Raw genomic sequence first — 17177 nt, 5'->3', positions numbered from 1 at the left:
CTTTGGCGCTCTGTAGCTAGGCTTAACGACGAGCGGTGTTGTCGGTGGGCGGGTAGGTGCCCAGCACGCCCGTCACGATGCGGTTTACTTCCTCATCCGACAGGTTCTGCTCATCTACCTGGCTTTGGCCGTAGCCGCGCCATACCAGTTCCTTGCGCTTGGCATCCACAATGTCGATGATGACGTTGCCGGCCTTGTACTCTACCACGGGCTGCTGATACAGGCCGCGGTTCCAGCCGTAGCCCCAGTAGGGGTACCAGCCATAGGGGCCGTAGGGCACCGCCGTGTTGGTGCGCTGCTTGTCCTCTACGCGGGCGGAGTAAGCCACGAACACATCGGGGTTCTTCTCCACCTTCGTCATGCCTTTGCGTACCATCTCGGCCTCTACCGAGCGGCGCATGCGCTTATCGAAGAACGAGTTGTAGCCCTGGGCGGGGCCGCCCTCGGCGTCGGCAGGCTGCTGGGGGTACCAGGCCCAGGTTTTGTAGTTGCGGAAGTTTACGGCGTGGTCGAAGTCGGAAGTGACGCCTACGCGCGGTATGGAGGCGCAACCGGCCGAGCCCAGAAGCAGGGCCAGCCCAACGGCTGCCAGCGCCACCGGACGAGTGAAAAGCTGAGTGATGGATTTCATGGGAAAATTGCGTGGTGAAACGCGCCGCTGCTGGCCGTTGTGGCCCTAGGTGCCGGCGCATCAGCATAACACCCGGAGCATGGCCGCACGTTCCCGGTTTTTGTATATCCCTAAGAATGTAGTAGAATAAAAAGACAGGAATATTTTGATATGCTACTGACGGGTTTGATATTGTAGCACCGCTCTGTTTCCCCCAAAATCCTACTCATGAACCGCCTATTGTTTGCTGCGCTTTTGCTTTCGCTCGGCGCCTGCGCCACCGCCAAAGACGACGTTGCGAAAATCCCGACCCTGCTGCCCGTGGCCATCGACCGCACCACCGGCACCACCTGCGGCCTCTACAGCCAGGCCTCCACGCAATCCGAAATGCTGGCCATGGTGGAGGTGGGCGCCAAAATTCAGGTGCTCGACTCGAGCAACGCCCACTTTGTGCGGGCGCGCCTAAGCAAAAACGGCAAAGCCGTAACGGGCTTCATGTACAAAGCCTGCCTGGGCAAATAAGTTACCGCGGCCGTTGCTGATTATCGGCCCGGTTTTTTCACTTTTCGGCACCCATTCAATTCATTATCTTCCTGACATAATTCAGCTATATGAAAAAAGCTCTACTGTTCTGTTCCCTTGCGGCCCTAGGTGCCTGCAGCGCCGCCAAAGACGATGGCAGCTCGGCAGCTCGGGCCAACCGCACACCCGTAGCACACAACACCGTAGTAGAATGCGCCCTCTACGACGGCATGAAGAAGGAAGCCGCCCAACTGATGACGGTGGCCTCGGGCATGGAGGTACAGGTGATGGATACCATCGACACGTACTTTGTGAAGGCCCGCGTTACCAACCCCGCCGGCGAAGCGCAGGTGGGCTACATGTACCGCTCCTGCTTCGGTCGTTAATCCCTAGGTGCCCGCAACAAAAAGGCCCGCTGCCATCTAGCAGCGGGCCTTTTTATTAGTACTTGGTACTGGGTAATTGGTATCAGGTACTCAATACCAAGTACCTGATACCAACTACTTAGTATGACGGACCCTTGTCGGTGGGCACGAGGTGCTCCTCCTGGTCGGCGTAAGCCTCGATGGGCGTGCAGGCGCAAATCAGGTTACGGTCGCCGTAGGCCGAGTCGATGCGCGACACGGTGGGCCAGAACTTGAAGCGGCGGGCAAAATCGGTGGGGTAGGCAGCCTGCTCGCGGGTGTAGGGGCGCGTCCACTCCTCGGCCAGCAGCACGGCCGCGGTGTGCGGGGCGTGCTTCAGCACGTTCTCCTTGGCATCGGCGCGGCCTTCTTCTACGGCCCGAATCTCCTCGCGGATCTTGATCATGGCCTCGCAGAAGCGGTCCAGCTCCTCCTTGCTCTCCGACTCCGTCGGCTCCACCATCAGCGTACCCGCTACCGGGAACGATACCGTGGGCGCGTGGTAGCCGTAGTCCATCAGGCGCTTGGCAATGTCCTCCACCTCAATACCAGCTTTCTTGAACTGGCGGCAGTCGAGGATCATTTCGTGGGCGCAGCGGCCGTTTTCGCCCGTGTATAGCACCGGGTAGTGCTCCTCGAGGCGGGCCTTGATGTAGTTGGCGTTCAGAATAGCCGTTTCGGTGGCTGCCTTCAGGCCTTCGCCGCCCATCATGGCAATGTAGGCGTACGAAATGGGCAGAATGCTAGCCGAGCCCCACGGAGCTGCCGAAACCGCGCCTTCGGTGCGGCCATCGGCATCTACCAGCACGTGGCCGGGTAGGTACGGAGCCAAATCGGCTACTACGCCGATGGGGCCTACGCCGGGGCCACCGCCACCGTGCGGAATGCAGAAGGTTTTGTGCAGGTTCAGGTGGCACACGTCGGCGCCGATGTTGGCGGGCGAGGTGAGGCCCACCTGGGCGTTCATGTTGGCGCCGTCCATGTACACGCGGCCGCCGTGCTCGTGAATCAGGTTGCAGATGTCGATGATGCTCTCCTCGTACACGCCGTGCGTGCTGGGGTAGGTCACCATCAGGCAGCTCAACTTATCCGAGTACTGCTCGGCCTTGGCCTCGAGGTCGTCGAGGTCGATTTCGCCGCGCTCGGTGCTCTTTACCACCACAATCTGCATGCCCACCATGGCCGCCGAAGCGGGGTTGGTGCCGTGCGCCGAAGCCGGAATGAGGGCTACGTTGCGGTGATGGTCGCCGCGGGCATCGTGGTAAGCCTTGATAACAAGCAGGCCAGCGTACTCGCCCTGCGCACCCGAGTTGGGCTGCAGCGAAACCGCGTCGAAGCCAGTAACCTCGCACAGCCAGGCCTCCAGGTCTTTGAAGATCTGGGCGTAGCCCTGGGCTTGCTCGCGCGGCGCGAAGGGGTGCAATTGGCCAATCTCGGGCCAGGTCACCGGAATCATCTCGGCGGTGGCGTTGAGCTTCATGGTGCACGAGCCCAGCGAAATCATCGAGTGCGTCAGCGAGAGGTCTTTGTTCTCGAGCTGCTTCATGTAGCGCAGCAGCTCGTGCTCCGAGTGGTGCGTGTTGAACACCTCGTGCTTCAGGAATTCCGACTTGCGAATCAGGCCAGCGGGCCACACCAGCTCGGCATCGGCCGGTACTTCAAGCGAAGCCGTTGCCTGCTTGCCCAGCACTTTGCCAAACGCACCTAGGATATCGGCTACGTCTTGCGGCTCGGCGTTCTGGTGCAGCGAAATGCCCACGTTGCTCTCGCCGAAGTAGCGCAGGTTGATGCCTACGGCTTCCAGCTCGCGCTTCAGGGCTTGCTGCAGCTCGGCGCTTTCCAGCTTCAGCGAAACCGTGTCGAAGTAGTTTTCAACCAGCAGCTCGGCGCCCAGGCCGCGCAGGCCCTCGGCCAGCTGGCGGGTGAGCAGGTGCACGTTGGTAGCAATTTGCTTGAGGCGCTCGGGGCCGTGGTACACGGCGTACATGCCGGCAATAACGGCCAGCAGCACCTGCGCAGTGCAAATGTTAGAGGTAGCCTTTTCGCGACGAATGTGCTGCTCGCGCGTCTGCAGGGCCATGCGGTAAGCACGGTTGCCGGTAGCATCCACGCTCTGGCCGATGATGCGGCCCGGAATTACGCGCTTGTAAGCGTCTTTGGTAGCGAAGTAGCCGGCGTGCGGGCCACCGTAGCCCATCGGTACACCAAAGCGCTGCGAGTTGCCTACTACGGCGTCGGCACCCATCTCGCCGGGCGAGGTGAGCAGCGTGAGGGCCAGCAGATCGGCCGCTACGGCCACAAACTGGCCGCGCTCGTGCGCTTGGGCAATAAAATCAGTGTAGTCGAATACCTCACCATCGGCGGCGGGGTACTGCACCAGCGCACCGAAGATGCCCTCGTCGGAGAGGTCGGTGGTGCGGTGGTCGCCCACGATCAGCTCGATGCCCAGGGGCGTGGCGCGGGTGCGCAGCACGTCGAGGGTTTGGGGCAGCACCTGCTCCGAAACGAAGAACTTGTTGGCGTTCTTCTTTTTGGTGAGGCCATGGAACATGTTCATGGCTTCGGCGGCGGCGGTGCCTTCGTCGAGCAGCGAGGCGTTGGCAATTTCGAGGCCCGTCAGCTCAATTACCATGGTTTGGTAGTTGATAAGGGCTTCGAGGCGGCCTTGCGCAATTTCGGCCTGGTAGGGCGTGTAAGCCGTGTACCAGCCGGGGTTTTCCATGATGTTGCGCAGGATTACCGGCGGCAGCTGGGTGTCGTGGTAGCCCAGGCCGATAAACGAACGGAATACTTTGTTTTGGCCGGCAATCTGCTTGAACTTCTGCAGAAACTGGCGCTCGGTAAGAGCCGCGGGCAGGTTTAGCTCGCGCTTCAGCCGGATGCGGGCCGGTACGGTTTCATTGATGAGCTGATCCACCGACTCAACGCCGATGGTTTGCAGCATCTCGGCCACGGCCACGGCGTCAGGACCGTTGTGGCGGTCAACGAACACGTCGGCGGGCTTGAAGGACAACTTCATACAGGGAAACAGATGGATGGCGGGAAATGGGACCTCGTTAGGCCCTAACAAAGGTAGCTTGAAATGGATTGCTCCTTAAACCAAAATACCGACGAAAATGTGCAAAAGCAGGAAGCCGGTGTTTAGGCCAGGGCCAACCAAGCAGGTGCCGCAGCCAGCGTGGCTGCTACGGCACCTAGGGGCAATGGCTACCTAGGGCCGCGGGCACCGGGCAAAGCAGCTAGGGCCGGGCGGAGCGGCGCAGGGGCCTGCAAGCCGGGGGCGGCGCATTTGTGCCTGAAAACAATAGCTTTGCCGTTACCACCCACCCGTTCTGTTACTGCTATGCTACCCATCCGTTTGGGCCTTATCCGCGAAGGCAAAGTACCCGTCGACCGCCGCGTGCCGCTTACCCCCAAAAAGTGCGTTGAGGTGCAACACACCTGGCCGCACGTGAAAGTGGTGGTGCAGAGCAGCGACATCCGCAGCTACGCCGACCAGGAATACCGCGACCTGGGCATTGAGGTGCAAGCCGATGTTTCGGACTGCGATATTCTGCTGGGCGTGAAGGAGGTGCCCGTCGCGCAGCTCATTCCGCATAAAACTTACTTGTTCTTCTCGCACACCGTAAAAAAGCAGCCCGCCAACCGCGAGCTGCTGCGCCAAGTGCTGCAGAAAGACATTACGCTCATCGACTACGAAATGCTCACCAACGCCGAGGGCGAGCGGATTGTGGCCTTTGGGCGCTGGGCCGGCATTGTGGGCGCCTACAACGGGCTGCTCACCTACGGCCGCAAGCACGGCCTGTACCAGCTGAAGCCCGCCTACCAGTGCACCGACCTAGGCGACATGCAGGAGGAGTACTTTAAGGTAAAGCGCCTGCCGCCCATCAAAATGGCCGTTACGGGCTCGGGCCGCGTAGCCAAGGGCGCCCTGGAGGTGCTCGATTGCATGGGCATCCGGCGCGTAAGCGTGTACGATTACCTCTACCACGATTTCACGGAGCCGGTGTACACGCAGCTACGCTCCTCCGACTACAACGCCCGCCTCGATGGCCGCGTGTGGGACACCCCCGATTTTCACCGCAACCCGCAGGAGTACAAGTCCACGTTCGACAAGTTTCTGCCCGTAACCGACCTGCTGATTGCCTGCGCCTACTGGCACCCCACGGCACCCAGGCTGTTTTCGGAAGACGACACGCGCCGCCCCGATTTCCGCATCAACACCATTGCCGACGTTACCTGCGACGTCGACGGCTCCATACCCGTAACCAAGCGCAGCACCAGCATCCCCGATCCGGCTTTCGATTACAACCCCGCTACCGGCGCGTTGGAGGCCGCGTATTCGCGCCCCGGCAACATTACTGTAATGGCCGTGGATAACCTGCCCTGCGAGCTGCCCCGCAACGCCTCGCGCGACTTTGGCCGGCAGCTGATTGACAATGTGTTTCCGCACCTGTTCGGCCCCGACCCCGACCACGTTATCGAGCGGGCTACGATTGCCGCCCGCGGCCAGCTTACCCCTAGGTTCGAGTACCTGCAGGATTACGTGAGCGAAGACACGCTGGTGAGCGTGCACTAACCCAGCGCCATTACAAACGCGAAGCCCGTTCGGCGCAGTGCCGAACGGGCTTCGTTGTGTTTTCGCCTAGGGCCGCGCTACACGCCGCGCAGGATGGGGTACTTGGCGCGCACAAACATGTACAAGCCGTAGGCCACCAAGCCCAGCGCCACCACCAGCAGCAGGCCCGAGCCCATGCTGGCCAGAAAGTCGAAGGCGCCCTCGGTGCCTTGGGCTTCGTTGGCGTTGCTGTGCATGGCGGCCTGAATCAGGAAGTAACCCAGAATGGCCCACACAATGCCGCGGGCGGTGTAGCCCAGCTGGCCCATGCGGTGCACGAGGCGCTGCTGGCCGGCCGGAATCTGGCTGGAGTTTACGTGTTTGGCAAACGAGCCCGAATAGGCCCGGAACAACTGGTACAAGCCAATGCCGATTACCGTAAGGCCGATGGCGCCCACCAGCCACTGCCCGTACGATTGCTCGAGCAGCGTAGCCACAAACGACTGGCGCGAGTTGCCGCCGCTGCCACTGCCGGCGGTGCTGTTTTCGAGTGCCGCCTTGCCGGCAATGTACGCCAGCACGCCGTAGCCCAGGGCACTGGCCGCATAGGCTATGCGCTTGCCCATGCCTTTGGCGCTGTTGCCGTGGCCTTCGGTGTCGCGGATGGCTTGCACAAAGCGCCACAGCACGTAGCCGGCCAGCCCCAGGGCTACCAAGCCCAACAGCCAGCGGCCCATGGGCATGTCCTGAATGGTTTGTAGCACTTGGGTTTTGTCGGCGGTGCGGCCGCCGTCGGTGCCGGTGGCAGCCATTACGGCCAGCACGCCAAGCACCGTGTATACCATGCCCTTGGCCGCAAAGCCCAGGCGCGCCAAGGTGCGGATGCCATCGGATGGCGAAGCCGGAAGATGAGTAGGAATATGAGATGCCAGAGTAGCCATGGTGTTTTGGTCGGAAAAAGTGAACCCTCTAGCATACGCACCAATCGCGCCCAAAGGTTAGGTTATCCTGGCTTATTGCTGAGGGCCAGCATCGGCCGGAACACGGTAGCACCTAGGGCTTTAAGCGGGTAGTTCTCGGGCAGATCGAGCGTAACGATGGGTTTGCGCCGGAAAGCCTCGTGCTGGAGCAAGTCGTTGAGGTTGCCGCCCGGCGTGAGGTACGGGATAAAGAACGAGTCGGCCAGGTCGGCAATCAGCAGGTTGCGGATGCTGGCCGTGTCGGGGGTGATGGTGTGCACGTCCTCGGCAAACGGCGTGATAAACAGCAAACGCCCCGCCGCTACCTGCATTTCGTACTCGAAGCGCGTACCCGGCTGAATGCCACGGGCCAATGCGTAAACCACCGGTTGCCACAAGCCCTGCAGCAAGTAGCGCAGCACCTTTTGCTCGAGCCGGGAATGAAAGCCCGACAGCACGCACGTAGCTAAGGCGCGTTGCTCGAGCGCCCACAGGTACACTTGCCGCTCAATGGCGCTGGGGTAATCGCGCGAGCAGAGAAAAGCCGTTTTAGGCAGCCGCAGCAGTGCCTTGTTGCCTAACGTCAGGAATTGTTCTGCGCTGGTAATCACAAGATACAAAACAAAATAGCGGGGTAGATGGATTTGCATAGCGTGTGTTTATATCAGTAAAAAGCCCCGCAGCGCTGCTGCGGGGCCAGGGTTAATAGCGGGCAGGTATCATTTTCTTACGGCCGGCTGCCGTCGAGGTTGCCGCTACAAGCCCTGGTGGAAAAGCAGCAGCAGCCCCGCCACCTGCAGGCCGATGGCCACGCCCAAGCCCGCCGCGGCTTTGCCCGTGCGCCGCGCCTGCACGCGCTGGCGGTAGCCGCGGTAGTAGTCGGCATCGTGCAGCCGCTCGGGGTAGGGGGCGTTGAGCTTGGCGGGCTTGGGCGGGGTGGCGGCAACGGCGGCCAGGCCGCCCAGGCCCAGCGCCGCGCCCACCCCGTAGGGCACCGCAGAGGTAGCTCCAAACGTAACCCAGAACAAGCCCTTGCCGCCTTTGTAGTGCCGGCGCGCATCGGCCTGGCCCAACCCGTAGCGCTCCGTAGCCGATAAGGCTGTCAGCAGGCTGTCGGGGGCCGTGGCGGGCGCCGGGCCGGGCTCCTCCGCGGCCATTTGCCGACCTAGGGCGTCGGCCCGCACCGCCGCGGCAAGCTCGACATCGGCAAGCAAAGCCTCCGGCGCGGGCGCCGCGTAGCTGACGACTGCCGTACGGGGCGCTTCGGGCGGGCTATCAGCCGGAAAGCTTTGCGCCAACAAGGCACCGGGGGCAAGCAGCAAGTAAACGAATACGCGTAACGAACGGCGGAACATAACAGAGCTGGTAAGGAGTGTTTGGATGCGCCGAAAGTAGACGCCCGCCGGCCCGCTCCTCTAACGAATAGTTGCGACAATCAGACTTTTTATAGCTTAGTTAGCGCGAATTAAGCGCCTGTTTGATACTAAGTTGCGAAGTAAAATTCAGGCCTTTGAAAATACCGGGGTAGGCTTGGCCTGGGGCTTTTTTGTGCATCTTTCCGGCATGGATGACCTGCGCACCACCCTGGCCACGTTCTCGCCCGACGACCGCAAAGAGTTCCTGCGGTTTTTGCAGCGGCAACGCCGCAAGGAGAAAGGCCGCAAAGATGCCCAGCTCTGCGAGCTGCTTTGGCAAAAACAGGAATACGACACGCCCGAGCTGCTGCAGCGCCTCTACCCCGACGAGCCCAACGCCGTGGCGTATTACGCCCTGCGCAAGCGCCTGCTGCGGCAGGTAACCGATTTTTTGTTGCTGAAGCAGCGCGACCAGGACCTTACGGCGGCCTCCACCGTGCGCGGGCAGCTGAGCCTGGCCCAGTACCTTTTCGATAGCGGCATTGCGCGCCTGGCCTGGAACATCCTGCGCAAAGCCGAGAAGCTGGCGGCCCAAAACGAGCAGTACGAGCTGCTGAACACGGTGTACAACCTGCAGATAGAGTACGCCCACAGCGAGCATGCCGAGCCCCTAGGTGAAATCCTGAAGCGGCGCAACCGCAACAAGCCCGCCGCCGAGGAGGAGGAGCGCGCCGCCATTGCCTACAGCCTGATGCGCCAGCGCCTGCGCGAGGCGCGCACCCACGGCCGCTCGGGCGCGGCTTTCGATCAGATCATGCAGGATATCCTGCGCGAGTACGACCTGCAGGAAGCCTTTGCCCGCCGGCCCTCGTTGCTGTACCGCTTGCTAAGCATTGCCCGCTCGGCCATGCTGGTGCGCCGCGATTTTGCCTCGTTCGAGCCGTTTGTGCGCCGCTGCTACCACCTCATGGAGAAGCGCCACGGTTTTCAGCCCGCCCACCGCGAGTACCAGCTGGGGCTGCTCTACATGATTGCGCACGCGCTCTACCGCAACCGGCGCTTCACCGAGTCGGTGGAGTACCTGGGGCAGCTGCACCAGCTGCTGAGCACGGGCTCGCGCAGCCACCAAAACGAGTTTTACCCTAGGTACATTTTTCTGCTGGCCGCCAACCTGGCCTTTCTGCGTCGCAACGCCGAAAGCATCGGGCTGCTCGAGGAGCTCCTGCGCACCCACCAGCTCAGCCCGCGCGACCAACTTACGGCCCGCCTGGGGCTGGGCTTCCATTACTTTGCCGAGGGGCAATACCAGCGCACCAACCAGGTGCTGCACACCATCGGCCGCTCCGACCACTGGTGCGAGGAAAAAATGGGGGTGGAGTGGCTGCTGAACAAAAACCTGGGCGAAATGCTGACGCAGCTCGAAATGGGCCACCACGATGTAGCCGCGCACCGCCTGCGGGCCATCGAGCGGTTGGTGCGCGACCGGTTTGGGGCCGATGGCGGTGCCTACCGCTACGTGCTTAGCTACCTGGCTCTGGTGCGCGACATCATCGAAAACCCCGACGCGGCCCGGCAGCCCACGTTTGCGGCCCGCATGGCCGAAATGCCGCGGTTTTTGCCGCTTGAGCGCGAAGACCTGCAGGCCCTGAGCTTTTATGCCTGGCTGCGCGCCCGCATGATGAACCGCCCATACTACGACGTGCTGGTTGAGCTTACGGCGCCGCAGCCCGCCGCGGTGGCCTAAAAAACAAGCGCCTACTCCCGGGTAGGGAGCAGGCGCCTGGTATGCTAAGCAAGCAAAAATTACTTCTTCTGGGTTTCGTCAACCACGCCGTTGGCGGGCTGGTTGCGCACCACAGCGGTGTCGCCTTTCTCGGGAGCCACGGTGTTTTGGCCGTCGTTGTCGGGCGTTACGGCGTCGGCAGCGGCGTTGCCAGCGGCATCAGCAGCGTTCGAGGTAGCGTCAGCGGCATTCGAAGTAGCGTTAGCAGCATCATTGGCTGCGCTTTCGGCCGTAGCTTCGGCGTTTTCCTGGGTTTTTTCGCTGCACGAAGTGGTAGCGAAAGCGGCGAAGGCAGCTACTGCCAGCAAGGTTTTAAACGAGAATTTCATGATGTTTGGCTGTTTTTGGTGGACAAATCGAAGCTTGATACTCCGTTCGTCGAAAGGTAACCCGGTGCCGCACCAACGTTGGGCAACCGGCGGGCGTAAAACCGGCTCCGTTTACGATTGCCCCTCGCCGATGTTGCCTTCCACGCCCCCTGTTGTTCTGCGCAAAGCCTATGTCGGAGCCGTTTTGGCCTGCCTGCTGAGCTGGCCCGCCGCCGCGCAAAAGGGCACGGCCAACGATGGGTTTCTGCGCCAGAACGGCACCACCTACGTGGTGCGCCACGGCCAGCTGCGCCCTCTCACGCGCGAAGTGCACCTGCCCAACGGCCGCACCGTCGCGCCCGAGGGGTTTGTAATTGGCCCCGATGGCCAGCGCCAGCCGCTGGCCGAGGGCCAGGGCTGCGACCTGCAGGGCACCCTGCGCACCGCCCGCCGCCAGCCCAACGGCAGCTGGGCCGTGGTGGGCGGCCGCTCGGCACCTAGGGGTGGGCAAACCGTACGCCCCGCCGACGAGGACCGTTGGGTGCCGCCAGGCCAGCGCAAAAAGGGACAAAAGCACCACGGCAAGCGCAAACGCAAAAAGCACGACGACGATTAGCCCGCTTGCCGCGGCTACTCGGCTACCTCGTCGCCGTCTTCGTCGATAAAGAAGCTGCGCCCGTTTTGGCGCACGCGGGCGCGGCCATCAGCAAAGTCGGTGGCTTGCTCGTAGCGGCCAAACGGCTCCAGGCTGCGCTCGGGGTCGGTGAGGTGCTTGGGCGTAATAAACGTGTACGCGCCATCGAGCCGCACCCGCGCCAGCCCGTTGCGGAAGGGGTACGCCTCCTGAAACACGCGCGGCTCGGCGGGTACGCCCCCGTCGGGCCCGCTGATGTAGAACCAGCCGCGGCGGTCGAGCACCGGCGCGTAGCCCTCGGCAAAGTCGTAAGCGTTGTAGAAGTAGTGGCTGAACTCCTGGCCCTCTTCGTCGATAAAGGTGTACAAGTCGCCGATGCGCACGCGGGCGTAGCCGCCGGCGTAGGGGTTCAGGGCATCGTAGGTGGGCGGCACTACCTCGGTGCCGTCGGTATCCACAAAGCCAAACGCCCCGTCGCGCTCTACCACGGCCAAACCCTCCTGAAACGGCTGCACCGAGCTGTACTTGGCTTCGATTACCGGCTCATCGCCCTTGGCAAAGCCCCACTGGCCGTTGGCCTGGTAAGGCTCGGGCGCACTGCTGCTCAGTAGCTTGCTGCCAAGCCACACCAGCAGCAGCACACCTAGGGCACCGCCCAGCAGCTTCGGCAGGCCGGGCGTGAGGCGCGGGCCCAGCCGCTCGCGCAAAACCGCTACCCCATGGGCCAACCGATCGGCGAATTGCCGGGCACCGGCCTTGGCGGCTGCGCTATCGAAAGTATGGGCCGCTTGGGCCGGGCCGGCAGGTGCTTGGCTTGGGCGAGCGGGTGGGGACGGAGCTGCCGCCCTAGGTGGTGCCGGGGTGGGTTGCGGGGCAGGAGGCGGTAGGGCAGGGGCAACGGGCTCGGCGGCCGGCGGGGCAGCGCTGGTTTGCTCTGCAGCAGACGGGGCAGCCGGCGCCGGCGGGGTTACTTGCTGGGGTGTTGCCTGTAACCGCTGTATCAGCTGCTCCAGGGCCTGAATCTTGGAGTCGAGGTCGTGGTTGCGTTGCTGCCACTCCTGCTGCGACTGCCGCAGCGCGGCCTCTTCCTCCTCCTTGGCCTGGTTCTCGCGCGCCAGCCGGGCCTGCAGCTCGGCCGTGTTCGGCGCCGATTGGGCCTGGGCTTGGGCCAGTTGGCTGCGCAGCTGCGCCATGCTTTGCTCGCGGGCCGATTCGCGGGCTTCCAACGCGCGCACTTGCTCGGCAAGCTGCTGCTGCAACGCTGCCTGCTGCTGCTCCAGCTCGTGCTTGCGGTCCTCGGTTTGGGCGGCTAGCTCGTAGGTGTCGGGCGAGAGCGAGTCGATATCCTCGGCCCCGATCCACCGCCAAAGCTGCCGGGCCGAGTTTTGCATCAGCGAGCCAAACGAACGGCGGTTGTCGTCGGCCTCGGGCTCCGAAGCAGGGCCGGCACCTAGGGCGCTGGGCAGGGCCTCGGCCAAATGGCGGATGTCGGCGTCGGTCAGCTCGATTTCGGGAGTAGCCAGCTGGGCCAGCCGCCGCGGCAGGCGGGCCACTTCGGGCAGCAGCTGAAACTGCCGGGCTTCCGGCGCTTCGGCCATGCTCGCCTCCACATCGGCGCCAAAACGCACGGGGCCGGTGGGTACCCACAAACCCGTTACAAACCGGCTGTTGATGGCATCGGGCGGCAAAAGCGGGCCGATGAGCTTCAGCAACGCCTCGCGCTGCTCCTGAAAAGCCGCGTACGGGTTGATGGCCGCGCCGGCGGGCAGGGGCACCCCATCGAGCCGCCAACCGCTGGCCGCAAACGACGGAATACTTAGCTCGCCGGCGCCGGGGTGCAGCGTCAGGAGCGTAAGGCTGTGCGGGCGCACCAACAGGGCATCAACCCACGAGCCGTTGGGCAAGCGCAGCGGGCCGGCCAGCAGCGCATCGGCCTGGCTGGTTTGCGCCGATGCTTGAAGGGTGTCCTGCACGGCTGCGAACAAGTGTTGCCGGGCCGAATCGGAAAAAGGAGCAGACTGAAAAACGTGCAGCATAGAAAGCCGCCGCAAGTTGGCGGCACGGAAAGCAATTGACCGCTTCTGCCGGCCAACTTTTTGGATACACCCGAAGTATACGCAAGCGGTTGCCCTTTCTGTTTGTCTGACTTTCCAGCCCTCTTCTCATGGATTCGCTTACGCCCACCCCAACGCACACCCCCGAGTTTCAGGCGCCGCTCGAAGTAACTGACGGTCAGCACTCCGCGCTTATCGACGATACCCTGGCCCTGCTCAGCAACGGCGTGCCCACGCAAGCCGACCAATACGGCCTCACCGAAATCGACCGGTGGACGGAAGTGCTGCGGGCCAGCGAAAAAACCGGCCTCGCCAAAATCATTCAGGAGCTTACGGCCCTGCGCGAACAGCTTGCCTCCGACAGCATCGACTCGCACACCCTGGCCGAAACCCTCGCGACCCTAGGTGCCGAAACCAGCAAAGTGGCCGACGATGCCTCGGCCGGCTACGGCCCGCCGCTGGCTCAGCTGGGCAAGCTGCTCATCAAGCTCGGCTCGTCGCTGTCGCGCTAAGTTTCAGGCGCATCCGTTTTAAAACAGCGCTGCCCGCCGCGGCCGGTTCGTTCCGGCTGCGGCGGGCAGTGTATTTTTGCGGCCTATGGCAGCCGTTCCTACGCCCGATCTTACGCTCTACGACCCCTTTGTGCGCATGCAGCTGGTAGCGCCCAACTGCTTTTTGTGCGGCACCCCCGTGGAGCCGGCCACCGATAAGGTGCCGGTGTTTGCGCCGTGGCTGCGCGAGCGGTATCAGCTGGAAGGCAAGCCTATTCAAATGCTCGACCAAAGCACCAGCAACTTCGCGGAGCTAAGCATCCCGTGCTGCGCCAAGTGCCACTACGAGCACGTAAACCCGCTGGAGGCCCACGTAGCGCAAGCCACCGCCGACAGCCCGCAAGGCCTGCGCACCCTCGACGAGCAAACCCTGTTTTTGTGGTTGGGCAAGATGTTTTATGGCATCTTCGTGAACGAGCTGGCGCGCGAGCTGGAGCCCCTCATCAAACCGCGCTACCCGCTGGCCGAAAACCGCACCCTGTTCAGCCGCTTCCGCTGCTTTTTCCAGGTGCTGCAGGCCTTGCGCGTACCCATGCAGTACGACGACTTCATGCCTGCCTCGGTGTTTTTGCTTGATGTAGACCTAGGGCCCGACGACGCGCCGTTTGCCTACGACGACGACCTGGCCACCATGGTGTTCAGCATCCGCCTCGGCAACGTGCAGGTAATCAGCTGCCTGCTCGATAACGCCATGCTGCGCGACGTGATGGCGCGCGTATACGCCGATGCGCAAACGCGCCCCCTGCACCCAGTGCAGCTGGCTGAGTTTAAGGCGCGGGTGTATTACGGGGCTTACCTCATCAGTGCCATTCCGGAGTACTTCCCCCGCCCGGTAAAGCCTGGCGACGAAGTGCTCGTGATGGACACTTTCCTGGATGATGTAACCGGCTCCGTATTCAACCCCTGGGATACCATGGCCTACGCCCAAACGCTCGAGGAGCTTTGGCTGCCCTGGCAAATAGGCCTGCGCGATATTATGCGCGACCCGCAGCAGCCGCTCAGCTACCTCTACGACGCCGAGGGCAACCCACGGGTGCTGACGAAGTTTCCGGAATAACACGCGCACTGCTTCAGGAAAACAGGAAGCAGCTAAGTTTGGATAAGACGCTGCAGCCCTAGGTAGGCGCCAGCGTGCTTGGGCAAGGCAGGCGGCTTAGCCGGCCTGCCACTGCGGAATTACCACGGGGCGCTTGGGTACGGGGCTGATGCGTACGTTGCCCCAGCGGCCGTAAATGTCTTCGTGCTTGGCCACGAGCAAGTCGATGCCGTGCTTAAAGCGGCGGTTCATCGTGTCGTGCACCACGTACACCCCATCGAGCTCGGGCGAAACGCCCCGCACCTGTACGGAGTCGCCGAAGCGGAACGGGCCACCCCACTTGTCGAGCAAATCGCGCGAGAGGGCCATCCAGCGGATTTTGCTGGTAGCGCGGCGAGGAATACGGGAGTTATCGGCCGTGATGAGCGGATCCGAATCGGTTTGCCGGGCATCGGCCATGTACACGGTGGCCGTTACGCGGTAGGTGGGCAGCTTACGGGGCGGTTTTTGGTAAGCTACCGGGGCTGGCGTTGGTTTCACTTTTACCACGCGCGGGGCCAGCGGCGCAGTGGGCAAGTTCCGGGGGGCGAAATCGGAGGCGGAGGGGAAGAACAAATACAGGAGGAACAGCGCGATAGACATCTCGTTAGGGTTCGTGCACTCCCTCTTTCACCTGGGGAGGTTAAGGTCCGGCCGACGCACGGCCAGAATTCATATGAGTAAGAAGGCGCGAAAGTGGCCTTGCTTGCCGGTGTCCAGAGTGGTTAAGGTATAGAATATAATTTGTTTAGTGTAAGTATTTGTAAGTTAAATTATATAAAAGGGTGTTTTGGGTAGGTAAATAGCGCGCAGAGGTAGCTTAAACGGGGGTTGCCCCCAAGGGTTATGGTAGAGCCCGGAAGGGTAAGCGGCGCCGGCCGAGCCGTGCCTGGGCCCAACCACCACCGGGCGGCTGCGTACGTTCAAAACAACCCGTTTGGGCCTTCGGGTACTTGCCGCAATTCAAACCCTAACGCCATGAAAAACTTCTGCTTATCAGGCTCATTTGGGCTGGTTCGCCGCTCCCTGGGTGCTGCCGTTATGGTTGCGCTGTTGGCCGGTTGCTCGTCGCGCCAACAGCCCGACGAAACGGCTGCTCAGCAAAACACGGATGGTACTAACACGGCTGCTGAGGCCAAAGTTCCGGCCAACGCGGCGCTGCAGGTAGTGGCCGAGTTTCAGGAGCCGCAAATTGTGGGTGTGGCCGTTACGCCCGATGGCCGGGTTTTCGGCGTGTTCCCTAGGTGGGACGACAACCCCGTGAACCCCATTGCTGAGGTAGGGCCCAACAACACCCTGAAGCCGTACCCCAACGCCAGCTGGTGCATGTGGAACGACTCCGTGAAAAACGAGCCGGCCAAGCACTGGATTTGCCCGCAGGCCGCCACCGTAGATAGCAACGGCATGCTGTGGGTGCTCGACCCCGCCGCGCCCGGCCTGAAAACCGTGGTAAACGGCGGCGCCAAGCTGGTGAAGATTGATCCCAAAACCGACCAGGTGGTGCAAACCATAGTGTTCGATAAGCAGGCCGCGCCCGAGAAGTCCTACCTCAACGACGTGCGCATCGACCTCGACAACAACTACGCCTACATCACCGAGTCGGCGCAGGGCGGCATTGTGGTGGTTGATCTGAAAACCCAAAAGGCGCGCCGCCTGCTCATCAACCACCCCTCGGTTAAGCCCGAGGATATTCGGCTGAACGTAGAAGGCAACCCCATGCTCGACCCACAAGGCAAGCCCATGCGCATTGCTTCGGACGGCATTGCCCTCAGCCGCGACAATAAGTACCTCTACTACCACGCCCTTACCGGCCATACGCTCTACCGCATTCCCACGGCGGCCTTGCGCAATGCTGCCCTCAGCGAAGCCCAGCTTGCCGCACAGGTAGAGAACCTAGGAAAAACGCCCGCCACCGATGGCATGGAAATCGACCAGGCCGGCAACGTGTACCTCACCGCCTTCGAGCAGAATGCTTTGGTGCGCCGCACGCCCGACGGCAAGGTAAGCGAGTGGATTAAGGACCCGCGCCTGCAGTGGCCCGATACGTACTTCCTCATGCCCGATGGCACGATGTACGTTACCACTTCGGCCATTCATAAAACGCCTACCTGGAACAAGGGCGTCAGCAAAAAAGACCAGCCGTACCGCATCTTCAAAACCTCGCTGCCGCAGTAAGCAAGGCCGCCCCGGCACCTAGGGCCCGCTCAACCATGAGCGGGCCTTTTCGTTTACAATCGTTTATTATCGAGGGTCGAAGGCAGGGTTTCTATCTCCTTCGATCCAAGCCCGATCTGGCAAAAGACAACAGGACGCCGATGCTTTTTCGTCGAGCTTGTTGTTAGTCAGGCATATTTGCGTATGCGC

16 protein-coding genes are annotated in these 17177 nt (G+C 62.2%); 8 read left to right on the top strand and 8 right to left on the bottom strand.

The annotated features are described in order from the left end of the window. Window positions 1-22: 22 nt before the first annotated feature. A complete protein-coding gene (locus OIS50_RS13210; protein ID WP_264691107.1) occupies window positions 23-631 on the bottom strand; it encodes a DUF4136 domain-containing protein in 609 nt (202 codons plus the stop codon). Between the two features lie 207 nt (window positions 632-838). Between OIS50_RS13210 and OIS50_RS13205 the strand changes: the two genes are divergently transcribed. Together OIS50_RS13205 and OIS50_RS13200 are read left to right on the top strand one after the other, a co-directional pair. Beyond that, a complete protein-coding gene (locus tag OIS50_RS13205) occupies window positions 839-1132 on the top strand; it encodes an SH3 domain-containing protein (RefSeq protein ID WP_264691106.1) in 294 nt (97 codons plus the stop codon). 89 nt (window positions 1133-1221) lie between these two features. Further along, the gene (locus tag OIS50_RS13200) at window positions 1222-1518 is read left to right on the top strand and encodes a hypothetical protein (protein WP_264691105.1); all 297 of its coding nucleotides are present in this window, start codon (window positions 1222-1224) and stop codon (window positions 1516-1518) included. A gap of 118 nt (window positions 1519-1636) precedes the next feature. Here the strand turns inward: OIS50_RS13200 and gcvP are convergent, their stop codons facing one another. Beyond that, window positions 1637-4555, bottom strand: coding sequence for an aminomethyl-transferring glycine dehydrogenase (gene gcvP / locus OIS50_RS13195; RefSeq protein ID WP_264691104.1), 2919 nt, complete (start codon window positions 4553-4555; stop codon window positions 1637-1639). A 324-nt stretch (window positions 4556-4879) separates the two neighbouring features. Here gcvP and OIS50_RS13190 point away from each other — a divergent pair, with 324 nt between their 5' ends. Continuing rightward, entirely contained in the window at window positions 4880-6115 is a 1236-nt protein-coding gene (locus OIS50_RS13190; RefSeq protein WP_264691103.1) for an NAD(P)-dependent oxidoreductase, read from the top strand. A gap of 77 nt (window positions 6116-6192) precedes the next feature. Here the strand turns inward: OIS50_RS13190 and OIS50_RS13185 are convergent, their stop codons facing one another. The 3 genes from OIS50_RS13185 to OIS50_RS13175 form a co-directional block, all read right to left on the bottom strand. Beyond that, the gene (locus tag OIS50_RS13185; protein ID WP_264691102.1) at window positions 6193-7035 is read right to left on the bottom strand and encodes a DUF1206 domain-containing protein; all 843 of its coding nucleotides are present in this window, start codon (window positions 7033-7035) and stop codon (window positions 6193-6195) included. A 62-nt stretch (window positions 7036-7097) separates the two neighbouring features. Next, window positions 7098-7664, bottom strand: coding sequence for a hypothetical protein (locus OIS50_RS13180; RefSeq protein WP_264691101.1), 567 nt, complete (start codon window positions 7662-7664; stop codon window positions 7098-7100). Window positions 7665-7808: 144 nt separating this feature from the next. Next, entirely contained in the window at window positions 7809-8408 is a 600-nt protein-coding gene (locus OIS50_RS13175) for a hypothetical protein (protein WP_264691100.1), read from the bottom strand. Between the two features lie 208 nt (window positions 8409-8616). On the opposite strand from OIS50_RS13175, the gene OIS50_RS13170 reads away from it, so the two are divergent. Then, the gene (locus tag OIS50_RS13170; RefSeq protein WP_264691099.1) at window positions 8617-10152 is read left to right on the top strand and encodes a hypothetical protein; all 1536 of its coding nucleotides are present in this window, start codon (window positions 8617-8619) and stop codon (window positions 10150-10152) included. 59 nt (window positions 10153-10211) lie between these two features. Here OIS50_RS13170 and OIS50_RS13165 read toward each other — a convergent pair whose 3' ends face one another. After that, complete coding sequence (locus OIS50_RS13165) at window positions 10212-10520, bottom strand: hypothetical protein (protein ID WP_264691098.1); 309 nt, start codon at window positions 10518-10520, stop codon at window positions 10212-10214. Between the two features lie 130 nt (window positions 10521-10650). On the opposite strand from OIS50_RS13165, the gene OIS50_RS13160 reads away from it, so the two are divergent. Continuing rightward, complete coding sequence (locus OIS50_RS13160) at window positions 10651-11115, top strand: DUF6799 domain-containing protein (protein WP_264691097.1); 465 nt, start codon at window positions 10651-10653, stop codon at window positions 11113-11115. A 14-nt stretch (window positions 11116-11129) separates the two neighbouring features. Here the strand turns inward: OIS50_RS13160 and OIS50_RS13155 are convergent, their stop codons facing one another. Further along, window positions 11130-13106 (bottom strand): WG repeat-containing protein, encoded by a 1977-nt coding sequence (locus OIS50_RS13155; protein WP_264691096.1) that lies wholly within the window; start codon window positions 13104-13106, stop codon window positions 11130-11132. Between the two features lie 191 nt (window positions 13107-13297). Between OIS50_RS13155 and OIS50_RS13150 the strand changes: the two genes are divergently transcribed. Both OIS50_RS13150 and OIS50_RS13145 read left to right on the top strand, forming a co-directional pair. Further along, window positions 13298-13699: a hypothetical protein gene (locus tag OIS50_RS13150; RefSeq protein ID WP_264691095.1), complete on the top strand. Its 402-nt coding sequence runs from the start codon at window positions 13298-13300 to the stop codon at window positions 13697-13699. Between the two features lie 85 nt (window positions 13700-13784). Beyond that, window positions 13785-14795, top strand: coding sequence for a hypothetical protein (locus tag OIS50_RS13145; RefSeq protein ID WP_264691094.1), 1011 nt, complete (start codon window positions 13785-13787; stop codon window positions 14793-14795). 96 nt (window positions 14796-14891) lie between these two features. Here OIS50_RS13145 and OIS50_RS13140 read toward each other — a convergent pair whose 3' ends face one another. Further along, entirely contained in the window at window positions 14892-15416 is a 525-nt protein-coding gene (locus OIS50_RS13140; RefSeq protein ID WP_264691093.1) for an RlpA-like double-psi beta-barrel domain-containing protein, read from the bottom strand. A gap of 438 nt (window positions 15417-15854) precedes the next feature. Between OIS50_RS13140 and OIS50_RS13135 the strand changes: the two genes are divergently transcribed. Beyond that, window positions 15855-16988 carry an SMP-30/gluconolactonase/LRE family protein gene (locus OIS50_RS13135; protein ID WP_264691092.1) on the top strand — a complete coding sequence of 378 codons (1134 nt, stop codon included), beginning with the start codon at window positions 15855-15857 and terminating at the stop codon, window positions 16986-16988. Window positions 16989-17177 lie beyond the last annotated feature (189 nt).

The organism is Hymenobacter sp. YIM 151858-1 (genome assembly GCF_025979705.1).
GTDB lineage: Bacteria > Bacteroidota > Bacteroidia > Cytophagales > Hymenobacteraceae > Solirubrum.
Note: the sequence above shows the minus strand (reverse complement) of the source record. Positions and strands in the feature narration are given on the sequence as shown.